General features: G+C 31.9%; 19 protein-coding genes. 11 read left to right on the top strand and 8 right to left on the bottom strand.

Features of this window, described 5'->3' with window-relative positions; genetic code table 11:
• The first annotated feature begins 20 nt into the window (after nucleotides 1-20).
• Complete coding sequence (locus tag EG348_RS14105; protein WP_123983652.1) at nucleotides 21-281, top strand: hypothetical protein; 261 nt, start codon at nucleotides 21-23, stop codon at nucleotides 279-281.
• A gap of 13 nt (nucleotides 282-294) precedes the next feature.
• On the opposite strand, the gene EG348_RS14100 is transcribed toward EG348_RS14105, so the two are convergent.
• The 3 genes from EG348_RS14100 to EG348_RS14090 are packed head-to-tail and all read right to left on the bottom strand — an operon-like array spanning nucleotide 295 to nucleotide 7,192.
• On the bottom strand, nucleotides 295-2,790 hold the full coding sequence (locus tag EG348_RS14100) for an alpha/beta hydrolase family protein (RefSeq protein ID WP_164463302.1): 2,496 nt from the start codon (nucleotides 2,788-2,790) through the stop codon (nucleotides 295-297).
• Nucleotide 2,791: 1 nt separating this feature from the next.
• The gene (locus tag EG348_RS14095; protein WP_123983650.1) at nucleotides 2,792-4,168 is read right to left on the bottom strand and encodes a RagB/SusD family nutrient uptake outer membrane protein; all 1,377 of its coding nucleotides are present in this window, start codon (nucleotides 4,166-4,168) and stop codon (nucleotides 2,792-2,794) included.
• A 9-nt stretch (nucleotides 4,169-4,177) separates the two neighbouring features.
• Nucleotides 4,178-7,192: a SusC/RagA family TonB-linked outer membrane protein gene (locus EG348_RS14090; RefSeq protein WP_123983649.1), complete on the bottom strand. Its 3,015-nt coding sequence runs from the start codon at nucleotides 7,190-7,192 to the stop codon at nucleotides 4,178-4,180.
• 631 nt (nucleotides 7,193-7,823) lie between these two features.
• Between EG348_RS14090 and EG348_RS14085 the strand changes: the two genes are divergently transcribed.
• Complete coding sequence (locus EG348_RS14085; RefSeq protein ID WP_123983648.1) at nucleotides 7,824-8,072, top strand: helix-turn-helix domain-containing protein; 249 nt, start codon at nucleotides 7,824-7,826, stop codon at nucleotides 8,070-8,072.
• 731 nt (nucleotides 8,073-8,803) lie between these two features.
• On the opposite strand, the gene EG348_RS14080 is transcribed toward EG348_RS14085, so the two are convergent.
• Entirely contained in the window at nucleotides 8,804-9,562 is a 759-nt protein-coding gene (locus EG348_RS14080) for a putative phage abortive infection protein (protein WP_123983647.1), read from the bottom strand.
• A gap of 193 nt (nucleotides 9,563-9,755) precedes the next feature.
• Between EG348_RS14080 and EG348_RS14075 the strand changes: the two genes are divergently transcribed.
• Both EG348_RS14075 and EG348_RS14070 read left to right on the top strand, forming a co-directional pair.
• Nucleotides 9,756-10,697: a hypothetical protein gene (locus EG348_RS14075; protein WP_123983646.1), complete on the top strand. Its 942-nt coding sequence runs from the start codon at nucleotides 9,756-9,758 to the stop codon at nucleotides 10,695-10,697.
• Between the two features lies 1 nt (nucleotide 10,698).
• Nucleotides 10,699-11,340: a hypothetical protein gene (locus tag EG348_RS14070; RefSeq protein WP_164463301.1), complete on the top strand. Its 642-nt coding sequence runs from the start codon at nucleotides 10,699-10,701 to the stop codon at nucleotides 11,338-11,340.
• Nucleotides 11,341-11,633: 293 nt separating this feature from the next.
• Here the strand turns inward: EG348_RS14070 and EG348_RS14065 are convergent, their stop codons facing one another.
• A complete protein-coding gene (locus EG348_RS14065; RefSeq protein WP_123983644.1) occupies nucleotides 11,634-12,455 on the bottom strand; it encodes a hypothetical protein in 822 nt (273 codons plus the stop codon).
• Nucleotides 12,456-12,758: 303 nt separating this feature from the next.
• Between EG348_RS14065 and EG348_RS14060 the strand changes: the two genes are divergently transcribed.
• The 6 genes from EG348_RS14060 to EG348_RS14030 all read left to right on the top strand — a co-directional run bounded on the left by EG348_RS14060 (nucleotide 12,759) and on the right by EG348_RS14030 (nucleotide 20,324).
• On the top strand, nucleotides 12,759-13,634 hold the full coding sequence (locus EG348_RS14060) for a sce7726 family protein (protein ID WP_123983643.1): 876 nt from the start codon (nucleotides 12,759-12,761) through the stop codon (nucleotides 13,632-13,634).
• Nucleotides 13,635-13,680: 46 nt separating this feature from the next.
• On the top strand, nucleotides 13,681-14,589 hold the full coding sequence (locus EG348_RS14055) for a sce7725 family protein (RefSeq protein WP_123983642.1): 909 nt from the start codon (nucleotides 13,681-13,683) through the stop codon (nucleotides 14,587-14,589).
• A 506-nt stretch (nucleotides 14,590-15,095) separates the two neighbouring features.
• Entirely contained in the window at nucleotides 15,096-17,654 is a 2,559-nt protein-coding gene (locus EG348_RS14050; RefSeq protein WP_123983641.1) for an AAA domain-containing protein, read from the top strand.
• Nucleotides 17,655-17,741: 87 nt separating this feature from the next.
• Nucleotides 17,742-18,878, top strand: a complete 1,137-nt coding sequence (locus EG348_RS14045; protein ID WP_123983640.1) for a DUF4236 domain-containing protein — start codon at nucleotides 17,742-17,744, stop codon at nucleotides 18,876-18,878.
• 466 nt (nucleotides 18,879-19,344) lie between these two features.
• The gene (locus tag EG348_RS14035; protein WP_123983639.1) at nucleotides 19,345-19,944 is read left to right on the top strand and encodes a hypothetical protein; all 600 of its coding nucleotides are present in this window, start codon (nucleotides 19,345-19,347) and stop codon (nucleotides 19,942-19,944) included.
• 26 nt (nucleotides 19,945-19,970) lie between these two features.
• Nucleotides 19,971-20,324 carry a hypothetical protein gene (locus tag EG348_RS14030; RefSeq protein ID WP_123983638.1) on the top strand — a complete coding sequence of 118 codons (354 nt, stop codon included), beginning with the start codon at nucleotides 19,971-19,973 and terminating at the stop codon, nucleotides 20,322-20,324.
• 272 nt (nucleotides 20,325-20,596) lie between these two features.
• On the opposite strand, the gene EG348_RS14025 is transcribed toward EG348_RS14030, so the two are convergent.
• On the bottom strand, nucleotides 20,597-21,478 hold the full coding sequence (locus EG348_RS14025) for a hypothetical protein (protein WP_123983637.1): 882 nt from the start codon (nucleotides 21,476-21,478) through the stop codon (nucleotides 20,597-20,599).
• A 2-nt stretch (nucleotides 21,479-21,480) separates the two neighbouring features.
• Entirely contained in the window at nucleotides 21,481-22,746 is a 1,266-nt protein-coding gene (locus EG348_RS14020; protein WP_123983636.1) for a hypothetical protein, read from the bottom strand.
• Between the two features lie 234 nt (nucleotides 22,747-22,980).
• Between EG348_RS14020 and EG348_RS14015 the strand changes: the two genes are divergently transcribed.
• On the top strand, nucleotides 22,981-23,646 hold the full coding sequence (locus EG348_RS14015) for a hypothetical protein (RefSeq protein ID WP_123983635.1): 666 nt from the start codon (nucleotides 22,981-22,983) through the stop codon (nucleotides 23,644-23,646).
• 194 nt (nucleotides 23,647-23,840) lie between these two features.
• Here the strand turns inward: EG348_RS14015 and EG348_RS14010 are convergent, their stop codons facing one another.
• On the bottom strand, nucleotides 23,841-24,041 hold the full coding sequence (locus EG348_RS14010; protein ID WP_123983634.1) for a hypothetical protein: 201 nt from the start codon (nucleotides 24,039-24,041) through the stop codon (nucleotides 23,841-23,843).
• Nucleotides 24,042-24,055 lie beyond the last annotated feature (14 nt).

Below are 24,055 nucleotides of genomic sequence, written 5' to 3'. Positions count from 1 at the left end.
CAATTTCTAATTTTTTAATTATGAAAAATTTATTTTTCTCTGCTTTCGTTGTACTAATTGGTACAGGAGCAGCGTTTGCTTCAAGCAAAGCAGACAACAGTAAAAGTGCTATCGTTGACGGATATCACTTCGATGCAGAACAAGGCATTTGTCTAAAGGCGGATCAACCTTGTAGTGACATTGTTAGCATTCAATTTTGTGAATGGACCGAAGACGGATCTGTTCTGAGAGAAATGGGTGAAACAGTATGTGGCAATCCGCTTTACAGGGTTGCACCATAAAAAATGAGGACGCTTAATCAGCGTCCTTTTTCATTTGTTTATCAATCCATGGAATATCTTTTTTATCTTTCAGATGATAATCCCACCAATCAAAAGATCTTCGGTTAAGATCTTTGGCTTCTTCAGTATCTTTTCCTAAATTATGTGTTCCTTCGGGATAGAAGAGAGCTATAGCCTGTTTATTATTTCGTAGCAGTCCTATATAGAACTCCATTGTGTGATCCCATCGGACATTTTCATCTTTTTTGCCAGTCCAAATGAGGATTGGAGCACTGACATTTTCCACGTAGTGAATAGGATTATTTTTAAAATAGATTTCCTTATTCTTTGAAAATGCAACATTCATAAAATGTTGACCGTTTTCAAACTGCCATGTGTAAGGGATTCCCCAATCATAATGATATGAAAAGTATGCTCTTACGACATCACTATGCGCTGAACCGGCAATATAGGTTTTAAATCTTTTTGAATGCGTAGCTATAAAATTGGTTTCATAACCACCCATTGAATGTCCGGTTAAGCCCAGTCTTTGATGATCAATTCCTTTGATGTCGGCTAATGCATCAATCGAACTATGTACACAATCTAGAGCAGACAAACCTGAACCACGATTGCTAAAGACAATGTCGGGCTTATACACGAAATACCCTTTGTTCAGCAGTGTCCTTAAATCAAATCCTGCAGGACCAGTACTTGGAAAATCATAATCATTGGAAAGCGTACTTTGTCGCATATAGATGTATACAATCAGCGGATATTTTTCAGACTCATTAAAATGGGTTGGATAGTAGAGTGTTCCCTTTAATGGATTTCCAAAACTATCGCGATAGTCTATGATCTCCTGACGAATATTTTTTGCTTCCATATCCTTTTGATTTCCGGGATTCAAAACTTTTTTTTGTGATTTTGAAGTGGATAATTCCCGATAAATCAATTTGGTGGGTATATTGTAATTCTCTTCAATTGCAAAAGCATATTTTTTTTGATCATCCCATTTTATTTCAGATACCTTCTCAGAAGATAACGGAAGCAGTTTTCGAAATGTATTATTATCATAAACCTGCCATGATGAATTATTATCATTATCTCTCAGCTGGAGCAAAGAATTTCCGTGATTATTTAAATAATAAGAATGAATATTATTAAAATTTGTCAGTTCAATGCTGGAATATCCGGAAATTGACGACTCCAATCCAGCAGTTCCACCTACCAATTCTGTTTTGAACAACTTCAAATCATAACGATACAAGCCATCTCTGCTTTCAAAAAACGCATAATTCTCATTTTCATCAAAGATCGGTCTTGATTTAATGTGTTTCGGAATGTGAAAAGATTTTCTATCATGAAGATCTATCCCAGACCATTCTTTGCTATTATAATTATAACTCAACAAATAATTTCCCTTCGACGACACCATCAAATCTTCCGAATTGGCTAAAATCTTTGTAAATGTTTTATCTACTAAATCGTAGAGGTACAGGTCAACGACTGCAAATCTGGTCTCATACCTGTAATTGGTATAAGGATCAAATGCCAGCAAAAACCTTTTATTATTGGTGGCAGTAAACATGGGAAAACGATCTGATGGAATAATTTGCAATGTTTTTTCACCAGTGTTCCAATTAAAATATTCATGACGAACCGCAAACTCAGTTTTTGCTTTAAGATTGCCATCATTGGCATACCAAACCTCTGGAATTGTTTTCTCTTCTACTACTTTTCTTTGTACATCGATGAGGTACGAACTGCCATCTCGCGATTCAAAAACTTTTACCACATTAACATCAGATGAAGAGCCCACCATAAAAGATGAAATCTTTTGATCTTCTGAGTTAATAAAGGTTATCTGTAGCTGAGAATTTTCACCAGTAAGTTCAGTTATCATCAAATGCTTTTGTGAAGCAGACAAATCAATCCTTTTAATTTGTGAACTTGTCGAGAACAGTAATTTTTCATGTCCATCCAAAAACTGAAAAACTTCATTTTGTCCATCTTTTTCACGAATGACAAAAGCAAATTTATTTTCGTCTGTAAATATACTTTTCACATGACTCATTTCAGAAATTCTCTTGTCTTTAGCATCGAAAACTTTTAAGATGTCGTCTTTACCTAACATCAAATAATGACCTTGTTTTCTCAAAAAAGCAACTTTACTGATCTCGGAAAAACGTACGGATTTTAAGTTGGGCAAAGTAATCAATTCTGCTTCACCTCCTCCTAGTGCCAATATTCTGTTATTGCTGATAAAAGAAAAATATTGGTTTTTCTTAATGAGTTTCAAGATTGGACTTCCTGGTTTCTTCCGGTCAGTGATTAACATAGTGTCCCTATTATTCTTGAAAATCTGTTTTACAGAAGAATATCTGCCGTCGTCGGATACTTTGAGATTACCCAATGTGTAATAGTTTTTAAAATTTTTGCTGATACTATCATATGAACCGAACTGAGTCTTCTGACTGAAAAATTGAGAGAAACTTAATAAAGCACCCATTAAAAATATCTTTCCCATATTAGTAACCTGGATTTTGAGGATTAACATTGGGATTCAGTAAAAGTTCTTTCTGAGGTAAAGGCCAGTTCTGAAAATAAGTCTTCCAGTTTGGTTTTACGGTTATCAAATTATCAAGCTTTCCAAATCTTTTTAGTACAAAAAAACGATTCCCCATTTCTGTAAAAAACTCACTCCTATTCTCTTTAACCAATTCATCCATTAAGACCTGTTGAGAGATAGAATTTGACAAAGCCGGAAGATTAGAGCGCTGTCTGATCTTGTTAAGATGTAATACTGCTTCCTGCGTTTTACCTTGCTGAGCTAAGGACTCTGACAGTAAAAGGTACGCTTCCTCTATTCTGAACACTATCGAATACTCTGTGGTGTTATTCGTCAATACTTTATACTTATTTGCTCTATACCAGGTATTTGTTCCTACGGAAAGGCTTGAAATCCAATTCTCTCTGCGAAGATCACCTGTAGAAAAACTGCTGATCAAATCTTGAGACAAAGCAATATTCACAGGAGCTGAAGCAGTAAAATAGTAAGACTGTATTTCTTTTGTGGAACCTCCTGTATTTCTTGGTTTGAGCTGCCATAAGATGTGAGTTCCTGACTTATCAAACACTTTAGTGATATCGTTTTGTATTGCATAGAGAGGACTTTGAATAATTTCTTTCAGAATCTGCTCTGCTTCACCATATTTTTTTTCGGTAATCAATGTTTTTGCCAGCATAAGCTGAGCCGCCTTCTTATTCGGGAAAATCCTTTCTGTATTACGGTAAGCATCTTTCAATCCCGTAATAGCATCTTTAAGGTCACTTTCTATTCTCTCTAAAACCTCTACAGAGGATGTTTTTGAAATCGTCTGATTGATCTGATAATTGGTGGTTACAGGATAAGGTATATCACCATAAATCTGTTGAAGATAAAAAAACAGTACAGATCTGATCAAAAGAGCTTCTGCCAATATTCTGCTTCGCTCATCACCTTTGATTGTATTTGATGCCTCAACGCCTTCGATAATGGCATTCGCCATATACACTTTCTGATATGCATTAGTCCAATAAGCACTCACCAAAGGATTGGAATCAATAACGGTATTTTGATAGTACTCCATTAGACCGTTATTAGATGATTGCGAGTAATAACTAAGATCGTCAGTATAGAGACCTAATATCAATCCGCTCTTATCTCCTGCCAGCGGAGAATTATCCCAAAGGTCAGCATACAATCCTGAAAGTGCAGCATTAGCGGTTTGCACCGATTCAAAGACCTGCTCTGAGTCCAAAAGATTAGATGGAGTCTCCACCTCAATCATCTTTTCGCAGGAAATATTTAGTGTTGAAATTAATAGTCCAGACAACGCTACAATGAATATCTTATAGTTTTTCATAATGTTTGATTAAAGGTTAAACTGAAAACCTAATGAATAGGTCTTTAAAGGAGGTAAAAAATTGCTGGCTCCGATTTCAGGATCGATTCCGAAATATTTTGTCCATGTCCACAAATTCTGACCTTGGAAATAAACCCTCAGCTCTCTGAAAGGAGAGTTTTCTGAAACAGGAATTTTATAGGTTAACTGAATATTTTTCAGCCTTATAAAAGAAGCATCAGAAACAGAAGCGGTACTCGTTTGAAAGAGGGAGTGCATAGCATTCACATTGGAACGATACGGCATGTATAACCCGTCCAAATTTTCAGGTGACCATACATTCAATACTTCTTTGGGCAGATTGTTCAATAAACCGGGCGAAGTCATTGTTGAATTATAGTTTCTTGAACGCTGTTTTACAAATTGGAACAGGAAGGAAAGATTCCAGTTCTGATAACTAAACTGATTGCTCCATCCTCCAAAATATTCTACTGTAAGATCTTCAATTATCTGTCTGTCTTCAGGTGATGAAATCTTACCATCTTTATTATAGTCTGTGAATATGTACTGTCCGTTTTGAGAATTAATACCTTCAAGATTGTATAGCTTTATGATGTTGACGGATCTACCAATCACATAAGTGTTAGAATATGTTGATCCTTCCAACCCTGGGAATGAAATCAGTTTATTTTCAGGCACACTGATATTAAAAGCAGTTTCCCATTTTAAAGGTGTATTTCTGAAAACACCTGCGTTCAAAGTAAATTCAAGACCCGTATTTTGTACAGTCGCATTCAAATTTGCATTAACTGAGGTAAATCCCGTGACTGCAGGTAGCTGATAGCCTACCAGCTGATTGGATGATCTGTTTCTGTACCAGGCTCCTGTTATATTCAGGCGGTTACGAAACATCCCTAATTCTAAAGCCACTTCCATTTTAGTAGTTTTTTCCCAACTGAAATCAGGGTTGTAGAGTCTTGACGGAATCAATCCAGTTACTCCATTGTAAATTGAGTTTGAAGATAATGTATAGGTATTTAAATATTGATAATCTCCGATATTGTCACTTCCTGTTGTACCATAGCTTCCCCGCAATTTTCCGAAACTCAGCCATTTCATTGCTTTAAAAAAACTTTCTTCAGAAAACAGCCATGCCGCACCCACTGCGCCAAAATTGGCAAACTTATTTCCGGGTCCGAAGCGACTGCTTCCGTCTCTCCTACCCGTTACGTTCAGAATATATTTTTTGTTGAACTGATAATTAAGCCTTCCGAATACTGCAGCATATTTATATTCGGTCGTATACAGATCATTGATGACTTTGGTTTGTGCTGCCCCTATATTTTCTATAAATGCGTTGCTCTCAAAACCAGTTCCTGACATCGATAATAAAGAAACTGAATCATCCTGGTAGGTAGCTCCTACCAAAACATCGAAGCTGTTTTTTCCAAATGTTCTGTTCCAATTCAGTTGAGGCTCCAATATATAAGAAAATCTTTTCTGTTCAGATCTGGAAGATTGAGAATAAGCACTTGACTGACCTGTTGCAAACGCTGGATTAAAAATAGTATTAGGTCTGAGTGATTTTTCCTCGAAGGTCTGATAGGTAATTCCTCCGTTAAGTTTAATCCTTAAATTTTTAAAAATTTCATACTCCGTAGTGAAGTTATTCATAAACTGTACCTGCGTATTGAAATAGTCTGCATTAAATGATGCTACAGGATTGGAGAATGTATTATTCTGCCAGTTGATTCCTCCGTCTGCTGTGTACAATGCGGGAGCATTTGGAGCTAGTGTATGTGCAACTCTTGTCAGGTCTTCATTAAAAACATTATTTTTCTGACCTGAAAAAAGATTAGAAATATTCAGAACAAAACGTCTGTCCTTAGAGCGGTGTGAAATATTGGATGAAATATTATTGGTCTTGTACCTGAAATCTTTGTCATACACTGTTGACTGTTCTGTATGACCGTAGCTTACTAAAAAATTAGTTGTCTCACTCCCTCCGTTCAAAGACACCTGCGTGTTGCTGCCTTCTGCCAGATTTCCGATCAGTTCTTTTCGCCAATTGGTGTATCTGTTCTGATCCCATACACCATTCACATCATAGGCTGTTGCGGGATAATTGGTCACATTATTATTGGCAAAAGCCTGTTTTCTCATGGAAAGATACTCCTGAGTATCCATCATTTCAAGTTGAGACTGTGCCCGACTAAGTGAATACATAGAATTAAACGACAGTCCTAACTTTCCTGAACTGCCTTTTTTGGTAGTGATTAACACTACTCCATTAGCACCTCTTGAACCGTAAATTGCGGTAGCATCAGCATCTTTAAGAATTTCGAGACTTTCAATATCCTGCGGTGAAATGCTATTCAAAGGATTAATGTTTCCTGAAGGAATCGCTGTTCCGGCAATTCCTGAATTAAGCTCACCTCCGATGGGAACACCATCTACAACATACAGAGGGACGTTACCGTCAATACCACTGCTTGCCATAGTTCGAAGAGAATTCTGTCCACGAATCTCTACTTTGAAACCTCCACCGGGTGTTCCTCCACTTTGAGTGATGTTAACTCCCGCCATTCTTCCCTGTGCTGCGGAAAGAACATTGGTCACCGGCTGATTCTCAATATCCTTTGCACCAACCCTGGCAATACTTCCCGTTCTCTCCTTATCCCTCACTTTATAATAACCTGCGTTTACTACGACTTCTTCAATCCCTTGTACTTTCTCATCTTTTCTTGAGAGTTTTACATCAACAACGGCTTCATTTCCGACAGAAATTCTTTGTTCCAAATAGTCAGGATGTCTGAACAGAAGGACAGTATTTTCTCCTGAGATCTGAAGTTGATAGTTACCTTGAATATTGGTAACAGTGAACTGATCACTTCCTGATTGAGAAACACTGACCCCTGACAGAGGCTGGTTATTCACGGTAATTTTTCCCGTGACAGTTTTGGTCTGAGCCTTTATGTTCCCGCAAACAACGGTCAACATGAAAACAAAGCCAATGCTTCCTATGTTATAATAGGATTTTTTCATAGTTTTGTATGGGTTTTTAATTAAACTCCTTGATAAACTTTAGCTCTTTCCTGCTGTTTTAGTCGACTTTTAGGAAAGGGCTTCTTTGTTATAAGGATGATGCTTATTTCATTTCTTCTATATATGTAAAATATCTCGTGTTGATTCAACTTTCAAAATGCCTTTCAGCAAACTGCATAAAATATGTAACCAGAAACCAAAAGGCATTGAAAGTCTTAATTAATATGAATGAAAAATGTGTCCAAGTAAGCTTTAAAAGCCGCAATAGGTTGTACACCCTATTGTATCATGTCAAGATACTCTATGTGGTAAAGCGGGCTTAGATTGTTTTGTAGAAAAAACGGACGGCATGAAAAAAAACAGCATGGACTCTACAATATCCGAACTAGAGGTACTGGTATACCATGAGACAGATAAGAGAGCCCACGCCTAGGTCGTGAGCTTATACTTATCCTCTTGTCTCAATAAAATTACCAGTTTTCTAGTACAAGATTCTAAGCAATAGCTTCTAATATTCGTTGAAGTATCGCAAAGTTACATTACAGTAACCTATTTTACAAATATAACAATATTTTATTATTGCGCACAGAAAACCGCACTATTTTTTTTCTCTTTCTATTAATTTGTTATAATGGACGATGAGAAAGAATTAATAGTTGCTATTTGCAAATATGTATACACAAACTGGATTTCAAAAGCAAAATCACAGAGAGAGTTTGCTTTAAAATGTGATATAGAAGAAAGTACTGTTAGGAGAATAAAAAATATAGCACTAGGCACATCGAAAACCGATTACAATATGTCTGTAAAGACAATTGCTAAAATCTGTCGTAAAAAAAATGTTACCTTAGAAGAATTATTCCAAAATATAAAAAAATAAAAGCCTCGATTAAGAGGCTTCGTTTATTTCTGGCAAATTATTGGATTTTTTATCCTATTATTTACTAAGTCAAGCATCCAATCTCTAAAGCTTTTCCATCTGCATTTCATTCTACTACAGCAAAAGTCAGGGCAGATCGAATCCATTTTGTATATAGTATGTATCATGCGTGTCGAAAAATATTTTCAATTTACCTTTGATCACTCTCTTTACAATTCCGAAGTAAACTTTACTTCCAATCAAAAATTCCATATGTTTACACTAATGAATTGTATCATTAGACTGCAAACATACGAATGACGTTAATTTTTTAACGGTTTGCTCGGAAAGCCTTTAAAACCTACAAATATTTACTAAAACTTGAATGATAACACAAGTACATCTGATATTATTACATTTCTCAATCACTGATCAGCTTTGAACTTATCGTATTTTCCACGAGCTATAAAATTAAAAGGTTATTAAATCAGCTTGCAATTTTAGGAATTCTTTCGGTCTCCGTTAACTTCAACAGTTTCTTAATACGATAGGAAAGCCTTTGAAATATGTGTAAGAGACAAGAATAATTGTAAAAAGTGGAAGCAGTAATATCTCAAATCTTTTTCTTTTTCTCCGAAAATCACATCTTTAACATATTTCATTACAGTTAGCATCAAATTAAGAAGTCTACCTCAATGTTTTAGTGAGACTTTCGTATTCGGTGTATTTTGGTGAGGTTATTTGCTTAGTGATTAATCTAATTTTGGACTATACTTACTTAATAAAAAATCACTTACAGTATTATCGTAATTGAAATTTTTGATTAAATCATATTTTTCGACTAAATTCTTTAATCCTCTGCTCGGATAATATATGATATGGTAGAAGATCATTAACTTTTCATGTTCAGATAATTGGCTACTTAATATTTCCGAATATCTGTTTTTTAATTTATTGTCAATCAAGTCTGATTCATCAATAAATTTAATCACCTCGTAGAAATTATTATAGTAGTGATCCAAATGATAATTGTAATGGAGGTATTGTTCTTTGTATATTTTATGAAAATTATCTCCTACTGTGTTCAATGATTTGTAAATTATACCAAATAAGTATCTAAATACACCTCGAGCATTAACAACAACAGGAACTGTAATTGAATGCCTGTTAGTTTCAGAATATGTAAGTGTCATCGCATTGACTATCTGATGATGGACATTAATCATATTAAAAAATGTATTCTCGAAATTCTGTCTAAAATTTGCGATATTTTGCCGATGAAGCTCGTCTCTCTGGTGGTTTAAATCTTTCCTTTGTAGTAATATGGTTGCAATTAATCCAATAACTGATAAGCCAGTAAATAAAGCATTCGCAAATCCAAACATATCACCGAATGTTCCACGATCAGCTTCAGAACTTTGTATCATATATGTCGATCCAAGAACTCCAAAAATTACAAGTATAGCTAAAGCAACATAAAAAAGAATATTCCCATCATTTTTATCTTTCATTGGAAATTTAGGTTTTAGTTTTTTTCGAATATACAAAAGATTAATCACTCAATACTTATTTCATTGATATTTCCATACAGCATTTTGCAGGGATCTCAAAGTCTTTTCCGCATCCTTATTCGTGAAAGGTTATTCGTACATTCTTGAAATGATGTAAGTTTTTTAATACTTTTTTATTATAAATGTCTTAAGGATGAAAAATTATTATAAATTTACCATTGCAATGGAAGATACTAATATAAAGATCAAATTAGACTTAGCAGAAAATATTGATGTCGAGTTAGATAAGATGTCAATAACGGCTTTAGAGTCGTTTTTGAAAGTTACCAATGCGTTAAAAAACATTGCAGCAACTGTGTCTGAAAATGTTATCTTCTCGATTGAAAAAGGTTCTGCGGCGGCTGTTGTTCATGGCTCTAAGTATGAAATTCAGACGATTTATGGGAAAATAGATGAAGCCATAGAAGGTAAATCTGACGATGGAATTATTACTAAAAATCTTCGTGATATCCAGAATGAAATTAAGAACGATGTTTTACAATATCAATTTTTTTATTCCAATATTAAGCTAGAGGAGAGAATTAAGAACGCCACTAAGATTAAAAAAAAATCTAAATATAAATCGTATAGAAATGAATTTAGAATTCTTACCGGTAAATTTAATGAGGTAGGTGGGCAAACCATAAATTATCATTTAGAATATTCTGGTGGTGGTCAGGAAACTATTGAATGTACAATTTCTGAAGCTTTAGAACTTAAAGATTTTTTATTTCAAAATATATCATGTTTAGTAAAAAAGAAGATTGCTGATAATGATATAGTAAAACCAACTTTTATTCATTGTGCATTTTTAGCTACAGATCAAATATCACGTTTTAGAAGTTTTATTGATCTATTACAGGAGAAAGACGATATTATTGATAGATTAGATATAATATACGATTTTTTTGATAGCTCTCCATCAGTAATCGCTGATATGGCTACCATGTTAAAAGCCTCGATAAATTTATTTGACGATATCAATGAATTAAAAACCTTACTGATTATAAGTAAGGGGATGAAAGATAATGAACACATAAAAGGTATAAGAAATAGTGTACTAAGTAATTTTGAACTTCAAATGAACAAAATGTAATATGTTGGAGCTCATAAATACTGCCACAGAAAAGAATTATAAAAGTGATTTCATTGCGATAGGTTGTTGGAAAAATGTCGATGGAAATCCTTTTCATTCTGTATTTATTATAAAGTACAATGATGAAACATATCAGTACCATTACACCGGGGAAGATACTGATGCTATCAAGTACGATAAAGATATAAGATCAAATTGTTTTCATAAAATTACCTTTACAATTCATCCACAAATCATTCCTTCATTTATAGTGATGTGCAAACAAATTCAAAAAAAGGCAAATCCTAGATATGGTTTCTTTTATTCCGGAGAGTTCTTTGACTTAAATGGTCAACATTTTTTTGAAAAGGAAATTGGTCAAACAATGACTTGCACCGGTTTCTGTCTAAATGTTTTAAAAGGATTTTTAGAAGAAAATTATATTGATTATACCGAGTGGACTGGAGAAACTCATCAGGAGTATAATTATTTACAAAATTTTGCTGACCATCATGGTTTGAATGTTGAAGATATTGCAGAATCTCATCGCAGAATTTCACCCTTAGATCTGATATGTTCTGCTTATTTTTCTGATTTACCAATAAAAAAAGAAGATATTGATTCAAAACAAAAAGAGGTATCTACTTATTTAGAATTTTCTTAAAATGCTTTCTTTACAATCTCATTTTGAGAATACATTAATACTATTTTGGTATGTTTTTAACTTTATCGTCTAATTTAAATATATTTCTTTAGTTTTTGACTCAAAAGAGAAAGAATTTATACTCTCAGCTATTAAGTTTGTGTTCTATAATATCCCGTTAAATCTATTGGACAGGAACCTTTCAACTCATCAGGGATACCAAGTGATTCTAATACAAGCTTAAATAATTCAGAACAAACCCATTCTTCGAAGTTTCCAGACTATGAGGAGCTGTAGTTAAATTGCTCTTTCAATTAATAACCATATTGCATTCCTTTACCATATCCATAGCCATCTGATAACTCGATATGTGTAAAACCTTTTTCGTGTATCATATCAAAATATCCTTGAGTTTCAAATTTCCTAAACCAAATATCATTAAAAAAAACATATGTTAACTTCATTTTCTTATTATTTTTTCCAAAAACCTTAACCTTAATATCTAAATTTCTGTCAAGTAATAAATTTCTAAAATCTTCACCATATTTCAAACGTACTGCAGATTCTTCAGCAGATTGCTTTTTTTCTGAATTAGCAATCAGTCTCTTACCAATTATACTTTCATTTTTCACTAATGAGTCTCTAGTTTTTTCTACTCTCTTTTCGAATTCAGAATCTTTAGTTTTTTTAGAAAGACCGCTGAATCTTAGAATTTCCGTATCCACAAAATATTTTTGTGATTTTAATATTAAGTAAGTATTTTTGACTTCTTCTGATAGGGAATTTACTGAAATTTCATGCTGATTTAAAATTTCAACTTCCTCTTTAGTTAATCGCAATCTTTTTATTTCGTTGTCTTCTGCTAATTTTTTACGAGAAAGTTTATCCAATTCTTCTTTCTTTTCTTTCTCAGCTAATATTTCTGTTGCTGATTGATAATAAAAGTTAATGTAGAGTACTGAAAAAAATATTAACAGTAATCCTAAAACCACTACTAAGTTTCTAGTTTTCTCTGTTAACTTCAGATTTTGAGTTTCAGTTTGCTTAGGAAATTGAGCCCTTTTAGATTTTATTATTAGGAAATTGATTAGAAATATAAAAAATAATCCTATTAGAACTGTCGCTAAAGTTATCATGATAATTAGATGTTTTTAATTTTTCAAATATAGATACAAGCATTTAACAGATATTGCGGGAAACCGTAAAGAAAGTAATTTCTGTAATATATCTTTGTTAGACATGGAATTAATTCTCCTCTGCTTAAAGCTTCCAAATCGCATATTCCCCCAAGAAAGAAATATAATAAGAAAATTTAGGACTAACTAAGTTGTGATAAATTAGATATTTAAACTAGATATTATAAAGACTATGACATAATACATAAAATACTGTTTTAAAGATATTCAAATTAATTATTACCTTTGACTGCTACGTAAAACATGAAAATTAAATCTAAGCTTAACAAGTCAGATTATATACAAATTTCAAAGCTCTTTTCAACTGCTAGCTTTAATTCTTTTGCATTGCAGGACGAGGAAGAGATTAATGCTATTGTTAATACATTTAAAGAATTTTGCATAGACTATAAAGAATTTACACTTGAAAAGGCATATGTTAATTTTTATAAGCTTTTATCAAAAAAATATAAGAATGAATATGTCTACAAGAATATCGTTTTAAAAGATATTATTCTTAAAAATCACCGCATTAAAGATTGTGTGACAATTCCGGAATTTAATGTTGGTAAATCTAAAGCCGATCTCGCTGTTTTTAATGGAACTTCAACAGTTTATGAAATTAAATCAGATATTGATTCTACAGATCGATTAAAATCACAAATGAGTGATTATGAAAATTTTTTTGAATTTTTGAATGTTGTAATTTCACACAAACATCTAAGTAAAGTTAAAAGAATAATTCCGCATTCTGCAGGAATATATGTTCTTGATGATAATTGTAAAATTATTTTAGAAAAAGAAGCTATCAGTAATTTAAGTAACGTAACTCATAAGAGTTTATTTTATGCATTAAGGAAACCTGAATATTTATACATTATTGAAAGAACATTTGGTTATATTCCAAAAATCCCCAATACTCAAATATTTTCATATTGTTATGGTCTATTTTGTACCATAGCTATAGAAGAGGCTCATCACTTAGTTACCGAAGCATTGAAATTAAGACAATTTAAAGATGAGCAAATCAATTTAATATCACTACTTCCTGAAAGTCTAAAACCTATTTCTTTCACAAAACGATATAACAAATCAAATTGCGATAACATTATGAATTGTTTAACCATTTTGCATAATTAATTGGAAATATTACATATATTAGTTCTTTAATATAAAAACTACAACCATGTATTTTCCTTTCATCAACGCAAAGCAGTTTGATTTAGATGCTCTTTGTGAACTAGACGTTAAGCATTATGATAATGTTATACCTGTTATCATTCCTGCAAACGTTACAAATTGTAAAAAAAACATAGCAAAATTAATATCTAAAAACATACATTTTGTTCTTGTGCTAAATTTTGGAAAAAAAAGATTCCCAGATATTAAACAGATTACAGAACACTTTATAAATGATGCATTAAAGAATTACCAAAATTTTTCAATAGCATACGTAATTCGAAAAGAAACTGAGAAACTTGAAATTGCAAATTATATTCAATCATTTCCAACTTTAAAAAAATCATTAATTCATGGATTTGAATTCGATGACCGACAGTTTTTGAAAAGCCTGAGTACTATTGAATATAATATCTTTTTAGCTGATTTGGTTGATTCTAGCTACATTGAGCAAGTATCAAATAATAATAGTGTTTTGATAAATGATGGATTTCTCAAACAAAGTAGAAACGTTGATTATCCACCTAAGAATATTTTTAAAACAAATATTTCTGATTACCATTCAAAAAATGCGTTAGGATTTGGAGACTTTACTATCATTGGAAATAATGATACGACAGGTTTTGCAGCTTTTTCAGTAGCGCTACATTTGACCGTCATCAATCATTCATCAATTTTTATTTATCATTTTGTTTCAGACGATAAAGATGGTCAAAGTGAAATTGCAAGAAAGTATAATGATGCTCTGACAGAACTTGTTGATTTTGTTGATACAAATAAGATTTTTACAACCACCGGTATTTCAGGCTTTCAGGATAGTTACAAAAGTGGTCATTACCCAGGACTAGGAATTCCTAAAAAATGGTCTATAAAAAATCATATTGAGCAAATCAGCAACCACATTTCAATTTTATAAAAACGTTTTTACTTTGAAATGAGAATTGTTCATAAGATTAAAATAGTCTTAAATTTCAGATGAGATATATTAATTGTAAAAATGGTTCTGATAAAATGCAATTAGTAATCTATTAGCAAATAATATGTTTTTAAGATATTAATCTAAAAGGCTCATCTTTCGATGAGCCTTAAAATTAGACAATCATTACAGTCTAGCGCAGTGCGAACACAATGGCTTACCGCCAGTTCCGCTCCGCTTGTTTTCTGTTTCAATGTTGTTACCCTCCGTACACGAAGTATTGTTGTGGTGTACGGTTTGCTTGATGCTGTGAAAAGCTGTTGTTTTTGCCATAATTATTTTATTTATTTGTTAGCATCGTAAAAGTGGCAATTAAATAAATATGTCAATTACGGGAATCCTCATTCAACAATGTTTTTTTCATTTTTTATAATAATTCTCCAAATCTTCCGACTTTACAATTTTTCTGGTACAGTTTATTATATTTGTAATGAACTAATAAACCGATGCAAAAAAACACAATTTCCAAATTAAAATCCCAAGCCATTTACATCGACGGCAAAGACAGAACCGATGAAATAGAATCCTACTCTTTCGAGGGAAATAAATGTGTAGTTACATATAAAAGCAATGGTAAATCTTATTCGTATCATCAGAGTAAGATTAAGATTATAAAATCTGCTCTACAAACTCAAAAAGCAGAAAATATTTTCAATTATTTTAAAGAAATTGCTGAGACTATTGGCTTAAAAACAGAAGAGGGCAATAATATTCTTGCCAATAGTTACGAAAAAATCTCATTTATTCCAGAGAATTCAATTCTTTCCAACTATTTTAATCAAAAACAACCAGAGAAAAATATTTATTCCTCTCCCATTGAGATTTTTCCATTTGGCTTTAATCTGAGTCAGAAAAATGGGGTCAATGATGCTTTTTCAAATCCGCTAAGTGTTATTGAAGGCCCTCCAGGAACTGGAAAAACACAAACTATCCTTAATATAATAGCTAATGCTGTGATGAACAATCAAAGTGTGGCGGTAGTTTCAAGCAATAACTCTGCAACAAAAAATGTTTTTGAAAAACTGGAGAAGAATGGTATTTCGTTTATTTCAGCACTGTTGGGAAGCATTCAGAATAAAAAAGAGTTTATCGACGCTCAAACAGAAATTCCTGATTTATCAGATTTCAGGCTAAAAGAAGAAGATGAACAGATATCCCGTGAATCAAACACTCAACTTTTTGCTGAAATATCCGAAAAGCTTGAGCTGAAAAATGAATTGGCGTTGCTGAAACTTGAAATTGAAAATATCAAAACGGAGTACCAGCATTTTGTTACCTCAACATCTTTATTTACAAACATAAATTTTAAAAAGAATATCAGTTCAGACCAGCTGCTTTCTCTTTGGATTGTTCTTGAAGATTACGAGCAATCCGGTAAAAAACTCAACTGGTGGCGTAAACTAAGCTTTCCTTTTTTCTATGGAATTCGAGACAAAAATTTTTATCAACTGCCTTATGTTGAACTAATCCGTCTAGTTCAGTCTAAATATTATGAGGTAAAAATTTCCGAACTCGAATCAAGAAAGAAAAATGTAGAAATAATCTTGCATAATTTCTCTTTCAATAATAAATTGAAAACATATACGGATGTTTCCATGAAGCTTTTTAAGAATCAACTTTACAAAAAATACAAAGGAAAAGAACGACCGGAATATACAAGTTACCAACTCCGTTTCAAATCGGAAGATTTCATTAAAGACTATCCTGTCATAATGAGTACTACTTATTCACTAAGGAAAAGTTTGGCCGAAAATATTATGTATGACTTTGTTATTATCGATGAAGCTTCACAGGTAGATTTAGCAACCGGAGTTCTTGCTCTATCTTGCGCAAAACAGGCTATTATTGTTGGTGATACAAAACAACTTCCAAATGTAGTCAATAAAGAAACCCAAGAAAAAACTGATCTTATTTTTCAGTCTTTTGATTTAATCGAACCCTACCGATATTCTAACCACAGTTTGTTATCATCGGTAACAGAATTATTTCCAAATATTCCGAAAACACTTTTAAAAGAACACTACCGCTGTCATCCGAAAATCATTGAATTCTGTAACAGAAAATTTTACAACAATCAGTTGATAATTCTTTCAGATCCTTCTTCAGAAAGAGAACCATTGCTTATTTACAAAACCGTAGCCGGAAATCATGCCAGAGAACGGATGAATCAAAGACAGATTGATGTTATAACACAGGAAATAATTCCTCAACAACAGCTGGAAAATATTCCATTTGGGATTGTTACGCCGTACCGAAATCAGACAGTTGCTCTACAAAGTATTTTCAAGGGAACAGATATCGTTGCAGATACAGTAGACAAATTTCAGGGAAGAGAAAATGATGTAATTATCATTTCCACGGTAGATAATGAAATATCTGATTTCACGGATAATCCGAATCGTTTGAATGTTGCCATCTCCAGAGCAAAAGATCAGTTGATTCTGGTAGTCAATGGAAATGAGAGTGAGAAAGACAATAATATCTCTGACCTGATCAGGTATATTGATTACTATAATTTCACCATCATCAACAGTGAGCTACACTCTATTTTTGATTATCTGTACAAAGACTATGAAGAGAAACGAATAGCTCTCTTAGTAGATCAAAAGAAAAAATCGGTTTACGACAGCGAGAATTTAATGTACTCTTTGGTCAGAGAACTTTTATCTAAGGAGGAATTTTCCAAATATGATGTGGTTCTGCATTTTCCTTTAAGAAATCTTCTGTTGGATTTTGACAAACTTTCTGAAGAGGAAGAGCAATACGCTAAACATCATGCTACACATCTTGATTTTCTGATTTATAATAAGCTCGGTAAAAATCCTGTCTTAGCGATAGAAGTAGATGGTTACGAGTATCATAAAAAGGAAAGCCGACAAGGTGTAAGGGATGCTATGAAGAATGAAATTTTAAAAAAATATGGAGTTCCATTGTTAAGATTTTCGACCACGGGAAGCGGTGAAAAGGAGAAATTAAAGAAAAAGCTGAGTGAAATAAAAAGCTAATAAATATATGGTAATTATGGTTTCCCGTAAAACCTTTTACGGTTGTTGATCTAGATTTGTACTAGCAATAATTAAAAAATTATCACCATGGCTTGGTCATATAGAAAAAGAATTAAAATTGTACCGGGTGTACATCTAAATTTCAGCAAAAGAGGTATCTCCACAAGCATTGGACTAAGGGGAGCTAGCTTAAATTTTAGTTCTTCAGGAACTAGATTAAACACGAGCGTTCTGGGTTTTTCAAATTCATATCAAATTTCAGGATCTTCATCATCACGATCTCCACAACCTCAAAATCAACCGCTTCCTGTTCCTGATTATCATCGAAATCTTTCTGATAATATTTTCAGTGCAGATATACACGAAATCACATCGCAGGATATGTCAGGAATTAAAGAATCTATTTTAGTAGCACAACGGCAAAAAATTGAATTGGAGACAGATTTAAAGAAAATAAAAAAAGCCCTATCCTTTTCTAAAACAAAAAAAATAGCTAGCTATATATTGATTTATGGCTTAATAAATAAAAAGGTTGTTCAAACAATCAATCAAGATATTAATGCTCAAAAAGAGGCCATCATTGAAACAAAAATTGTCATTGACAATTCTGCAATTAATATTGATGTGCAATTTGATGATCCAACAAAAAGAAAATACGAACGTTTTTATAATGCCTTCAAAAACTTATGTACATCACATCGTATTTGGGACATTACGGGTGCACATTTTCAAGATCGTGTAGCAGCAAGATCTAATGCCAGCACATTGGTAAACAGAAGAGAAACTAAGTTAGGTTTAAAATCTCTTCCCATTATAAAATCTAACTATGAAGCACTATATTTCCAAAACATAAATGGAGCAGATCTTTACTTCTACCCCACTTTTGTAATAATGTATACCAATAATCAAAACTTTGCAATCATTGGCCTTGATGAACTCAACCTGATGACTACTTCTGTCAGCTTCACCGAAACATCTTCTGTTCCAAGAGACTCTAAAATTATCAGAAAAACATGGGCAAAGGTTAATAAAAATGGCACACCCGATAAGAGATTTAAAAATAATTATCAGATACCTGTAGTTCAATATGGCAGAATACATTTATCGACATCCACAGGCGTGAATGAAGAATATCAAATGAGCAATTTTGAGTTTACCAAAGAGTTCGGTGATGCATTTCAGGAATATAAAAATTTATGCAGAGCAATTGAAATGACGAATTAAAAAAATTTATACGATTAATTTTCAGATGTATTTTCCTTCATTACAGTAAATTTTAATAGGATGAAGATAATACAATTTTTCGCAGTTAGTACAATAAGGCAGTTCTGTAACTCTTTAAGGATCTTGAACTAATTTTTAATAATTACAACACATCCTGATTGTCGAGCAATTGCTTACCATCAATATCCATAAATCTTTATTGATTATTGTCTACTTGCTCTTTCAGAATGTCAAATCGTTCCATGATTCGCTCCATCCATACAATGAATTCTGTTCTTTCGATATTCATAACGTGATTTTTTCATGTTAATAGGGTTTGAACAGTTGATCAACTTTATTGAAGTAAAATTGGATAATGGACATCACATAAAATCACTACCTTTTCGGAGTACCGAAAAAAAATTTTAATACATTAATTCAAAAAGAAATATATTTAAGTAAAATTATTAACCATCGTACTCAAACTATGAATGAAGACTTTAGATTTCTCAAAGACCTATTTTATGCCATAACGACTATTGAAGATGAATACTGTAATTGGACATATCATCATGAAACTATTCAAAAAACAGAGAGAGTTTTTGCTTATGAACTGTATTATAAATTAAAATTAATTGCTGGAATAAAAAAAACTCAATACAATGGAATAAAATTTAATGGTGAAATTGGAAAAAAAATATTGTCTGATATCAATAAACTTGGTACTGATTATACCGTTGAACAGAAAAACTTTAATCCAGATTTAGTGCTCCATAAGGGTCAAATCGACAAAGACTCGGAAAATCAAAAATTAATTATTGAAATTAAAACCACAAACACTACAGACGAAAAAATTGCAAAAGACATTATAAAACTCAACTATGGAATTGCGTACTTAAATTTTCAGTTTGGTGTATTTATTTCGGTTAACACCGATTTTGATACTATAAAAGATAAGTTAAAAAGAATATTTCAAATAGGAAACATTCCAGTAGATCAACTGGATAATCTAAAAAAAATATATGTAGTAAATTATAGAAGTCAAATAATGGTATGGAAGACGCTCTATAAAATTATAATCGATTAAAATTTTTAAACAATAAAACAAAAGTCATGAGTAACAAACTTATTTTAGAACTTACCACTCTTGTCGGGCAACTTAGATATGAAAATAACCGTGCTGAAAAAGGCACTAAAAAAGACAAGAGCGAAGCCGCAAAAGAATTACTTCATTTAAGCACAATGGCAAAACATATTTTTAAACAAAATAATATCTTAAAAATAGTACACCCCCACATTCCTGAAGAAAATTATGGTCTTTGGTATGCTGAAATGGGCATGGGAAGAGGTCTTATCCACGATATAGATATAGCAATTTTGAAGTTAAAAGAAAACCTAATTGACAATATAGAAGATTTTAGTAAAAATAATGATGAAGGAGAAGAAAAACTTAATGAAAATAATTAAATGTTAATTTCTATAATGATAAATATAAATACGGTTGTATCAACATTGAAATAATAAATTCGTTACAGGATATTTAGAGTTCAGTATTAAAACCAGATATCAAACAATCTTTATATGCAAGGCTTATTTATATGTTATATAAAATTTTAGTGACTTGGGTCTAAAAAATAACCCTGCATATTTGCTGGGTTATTTTTCATATATTTCTTAGGTTCCAATGAAAAATTTCATGATTTCCTTGAAAGATTTAAATGTTAATTTTTTTTTTGCAATTACATTACTTGTTCAAATGATAAAAGAGATTCATCAAATTTATCAAAATAGTATATAAATATTCCCATTTGAATCGTAATCACATTAGATGTTTCATCACTACTAATATGATATCTACCATGATTAATTTCATCAAATTGAGTCAAATTAATTGGATATCCGTAATGACACACCAAAAGCATATGTAAATTAGATCCACCATTTTCAGTTCGGTGAAGATTTATATATTCATTTCCAAAAGCTTTAGGAATTCTACTCCAAGCTTCACATTGAATATTAATTTCTCTTTTTGCCTTAAAATCATCATTCGGCCAATACTTGTAAGCCAGTTCGAAAATCCAATTAAAAATAGTTTTGTTAACTTCCTTTAAATGTCTTGAATATGGTACTAAACCGTCATCCATTTGAAAATTGGTCAATATTCCATTAGTGAAATATAAGTATGTTTCAATTTTTTCTGAGTAGAACATACCATTAAGTGATATATTACTTAATTTTAATACTTTTGATAGAAATTCAACATCAAAACTACCATTTTCAACTGCCTGTGTTAGAATATCATCGATTCGGAGAGTATTATAAACTTTTTTTAATGAAAAGTTCTTCAAATATTTATTTACATCTTTCTGGCTTAAGTAAGATACATTTGCATCGGTAACAATAAAAGCAATTTTACGTGTAAAAACTTCAAATTCAATTGTGTAAATTTTTGGTTTAATATTTTCGTAAAAATGTTCAGAATGTAATTGGTCAATTTTGTAACCAAAGCATTCTGCGACAGAAGCAATGGATCCATTCCCAATATCTCCGGTGTATTCTACAAATCCGTTACCTTTTGGAATAAAAATACCGCTTGACTTTCGCTTATTAAAAAAAGGCATAATTAGTTAGAAATTTCTTTTGTTATATTCTTTAGTTTTTTATTAACGAATTCGTGAACCCTATTAATATTTTCATTGCTAAAAGTAACCCCGAAAAGTCTTTCGAAATGTTTTAATTGTTGATTAATGGAATTACTGTTTTCAAATAATTCCCAGATATTTGTAATGCCCTTAAATCTATTGATAACTTTTCGATCTTTATACCAAGAGTAACTTTTAGAAATAGCATTCCCTACCAGTTTAGTAATTTTTACATCTTTCAAAGCGTCTTCAAAATTTGCACCGTCTATCATTGATTCTACGCCACTATCAATATCTGAATCTTTTGTAAAATCAAAATCGCCATAAAATATTCGGTGTTTACGATCTACATATTTTTTATTGAATACAATCCAAAATTCTTTAAACTTGTCATAAGCATCCATTTGCTGTTTCATTGTGGCAGAATCATGTATATCAGTTTCTAATTGTGTGAACTGATCTCTCAATTCTTGAAAGTCTAATCTTAATTGGCCAAGTTTATAAGGAATTTCACTAATAGAACTAACACTACTAAGTAAAATATTCGTAAATGAAGGTATTGGTAAATATTGATAGTTTAAGTTATTTTTTAAATCTTCAACTTTAGCTTGGTGAATTTTCGCAACCATATCTAAAGATTGTATAGAATAAGGAGTTTTATTTAAAGCATTTAATTGTTTCCCGTACAAATGTATTGGTAACGAAGTTTGAATACTTGATGATTTTGATACATTTATTAAATTTGATACAAGCTCATCTAACGAATTGCGCGTTTCTGATACAATAAAATCATCTTCTTCGTACTTCGATTTAATTAATGGAATGGTTTCTAATTGTTGATCTATACCAGTATTAATCAGGAATTTTTCTTGAATATTTTGACCATAATCAAGGATAAAATCTTGTTGTGCCTCTCTTTTGCTTCTTATTAAAAGATTTCCGCGATATATTTCTAAACCGGGATTATCAACTACCCCATCAACAAATTTTAACCCACCATAGCGAGCTATTAAGTTTAAAACCGGCCTCCCATTTGGGAAAAGTATTGGTGTAGTTAAATTTAAATGATTTAACTCATCCAAAGATGTGTAAAACTCCGATGAGGCAATAAAAGTTTCAACAAATGTATTTAAGGAAAATAAAAATTCCACATTTGGCTTTCCATAGCCTCCAAGACAATAATCTAACTCATCAATTAAGTTGAGATTAATATAAGAGCTATTGTAACCGATTTTATCTTCTATCATTAAAATTTCAATATTAGTATATGCAATTTAATCAATCTCTTTTAAAATTTCGCTCTTAATTAATCAATGATTAAATAAAATTCCTATATTTGTTTAAAGCTTTTGCAGAAGCTTGCCACTTGTCATAGCGAAACTGTTTCAGTACTGTAGTATAAAATTTACATACCAATAACGAGTTTTTAATTTGAAAACTTGAGAGGCAGGTGTCATTTTTTCGATATTAAACTAGTTATTATGGTCCCAAAAATTAAAGGCTATACTGCTGATTATATCAAGCATATGGCAAAATCAATTAAAAAAGCTGAAGGTATAACACACACTGACGCTTTAGAGAGAGCCTCTATAAACTGTGGTTTTCATTCTTGGAAAAGTTTTCAAAACGAATTAAAAAAGGTTGTTGCAATTAAGAAACAGGAAACTGTTAAATCTCTTAACAAAGACCCTTACAGAAATTTAATTGTTGCAGCAATTAATGAACTTTTACAGCAGAAAAAAATCAATTTTATTGTTGATAATGAACAGCGTGGAAAAGCTGGAAATATGGATGGACATTTTTTAACTAAATTATTTGGTCAGAATTGTGCTATTCTTTGGAGGGAGATTAGCTACCAAGAAATTATGATTACTGTCTGGTGGAAATATGATCACTTAAAAAATCCGGAAGCAAATGGTGCAGAAAGATTTTATGATACGCCGTCAGCAGATAAAAGACACTATAAAAAATTTGTCGGAGCTGTTGTTTATGGTTGGCTTGAAAGACTAACCGAGCACTATCTGATGGGAAAAGATGGGGAAAATATCGGTAAATTTTATGTAAGAACCGGAGAGAAAGCAGAACTCGAAAATCTTCCGTTTATGCCACCGAAAGGATTTCAAGCTGAAGGAAAGTTTTACAGATAAAAGGAAAGTCGGAAATAAAATTCCGACTTTTTTTAGTTAATAGAAAACACAAGCAATTAGATTTATTAGTTCAAAAGCAAATCGCAAAAATCATAGAATTTGTTAAATAGTTTAATTGCTGTGTTCTTATCTCCCATCTCAACTGAACTTTTTATCTGATGATAATAATTCCTGTCATTTTCAAAGAACTTAGCCTAAAATCCTACGTTCATATTGTTGACAGCACTTAATTCAGGATGCGTTTCTTGTCCAGCCTGATTAAAATCTGCGCGAATACCTTCATAAAAATGATAATGTCTGCAGAATAAATGATAGCATAAATCTTCAAAGGCTTTTGTTGGGTTTTCGTTCTTTGTTTTGAAAATATCCCAATTAATTTTAAATACTGTACTCATCTGATAAACTTAAA

It is taken from the genome of Chryseobacterium sp. G0201 (assembly GCF_003815655.1).
GTDB lineage: Bacteria > Bacteroidota > Bacteroidia > Flavobacteriales > Weeksellaceae > Chryseobacterium.
The sequence above is the reverse complement of the archived record's forward strand: the minus strand, read 5'-3'. Positions and strand labels throughout refer to the sequence as shown.

Coding starts and splice junctions, on each gene's coding strand:
- EG348_RS14105 (WP_123983652.1), top strand. CDS start 21: ATGAAAAATTTATTTTTCTCTGCTTTCGTTGTACTAATTGGTACAGGA.
- EG348_RS14070 (WP_164463301.1), top strand. CDS start 10,699: ATGTTGGAGCTCATAAATACTGCCACAGAAAAGAATTATAAAAGTGAT.
- EG348_RS14100 (WP_164463302.1), bottom strand. CDS start 2,790: ATGGGAAAGATATTTTTAATGGGTGCTTTATTAAGTTTCTCTCAATTT.
- EG348_RS14095 (WP_123983650.1), bottom strand. CDS start 4,168: ATGAAAAACTATAAGATATTCATTGTAGCGTTGTCTGGACTATTAATT.
- EG348_RS14075 (WP_123983646.1), top strand. CDS start 9,756: ATGAAAAATTATTATAAATTTACCATTGCAATGGAAGATACTAATATA.
- EG348_RS14030 (WP_123983638.1), top strand. CDS start 19,971: ATGAGTAACAAACTTATTTTAGAACTTACCACTCTTGTCGGGCAACTT.
- EG348_RS14025 (WP_123983637.1), bottom strand. CDS start 21,478: ATGCCTTTTTTTAATAAGCGAAAGTCAAGCGGTATTTTTATTCCAAAA.
- EG348_RS14085 (WP_123983648.1), top strand. CDS start 7,824: ATGGACGATGAGAAAGAATTAATAGTTGCTATTTGCAAATATGTATAC.
- EG348_RS14080 (WP_123983647.1), bottom strand. CDS start 9,562: ATGAAAGATAAAAATGATGGGAATATTCTTTTTTATGTTGCTTTAGCT.
- EG348_RS14060 (WP_123983643.1), top strand. CDS start 12,759: ATGAAAATTAAATCTAAGCTTAACAAGTCAGATTATATACAAATTTCA.
- EG348_RS14035 (WP_123983639.1), top strand. CDS start 19,345: ATGAATGAAGACTTTAGATTTCTCAAAGACCTATTTTATGCCATAACG.
- EG348_RS14015 (WP_123983635.1), top strand. CDS start 22,981: ATGGTCCCAAAAATTAAAGGCTATACTGCTGATTATATCAAGCATATG.
- EG348_RS14020 (WP_123983636.1), bottom strand. CDS start 22,746: ATGATAGAAGATAAAATCGGTTACAATAGCTCTTATATTAATCTCAAC.
- EG348_RS14090 (WP_123983649.1), bottom strand. CDS start 7,192: ATGAAAAAATCCTATTATAACATAGGAAGCATTGGCTTTGTTTTCATG.
- EG348_RS14055 (WP_123983642.1), top strand. CDS start 13,681: ATGTATTTTCCTTTCATCAACGCAAAGCAGTTTGATTTAGATGCTCTT.
- EG348_RS14010 (WP_123983634.1), bottom strand. CDS start 24,041: ATGAGTACAGTATTTAAAATTAATTGGGATATTTTCAAAACAAAGAAC.
- EG348_RS14045 (WP_123983640.1), top strand. CDS start 17,742: ATGGCTTGGTCATATAGAAAAAGAATTAAAATTGTACCGGGTGTACAT.
- EG348_RS14065 (WP_123983644.1), bottom strand. CDS start 12,455: ATGATAACTTTAGCGACAGTTCTAATAGGATTATTTTTTATATTTCTA.
- EG348_RS14050 (WP_123983641.1), top strand. CDS start 15,096: ATGCAAAAAAACACAATTTCCAAATTAAAATCCCAAGCCATTTACATC.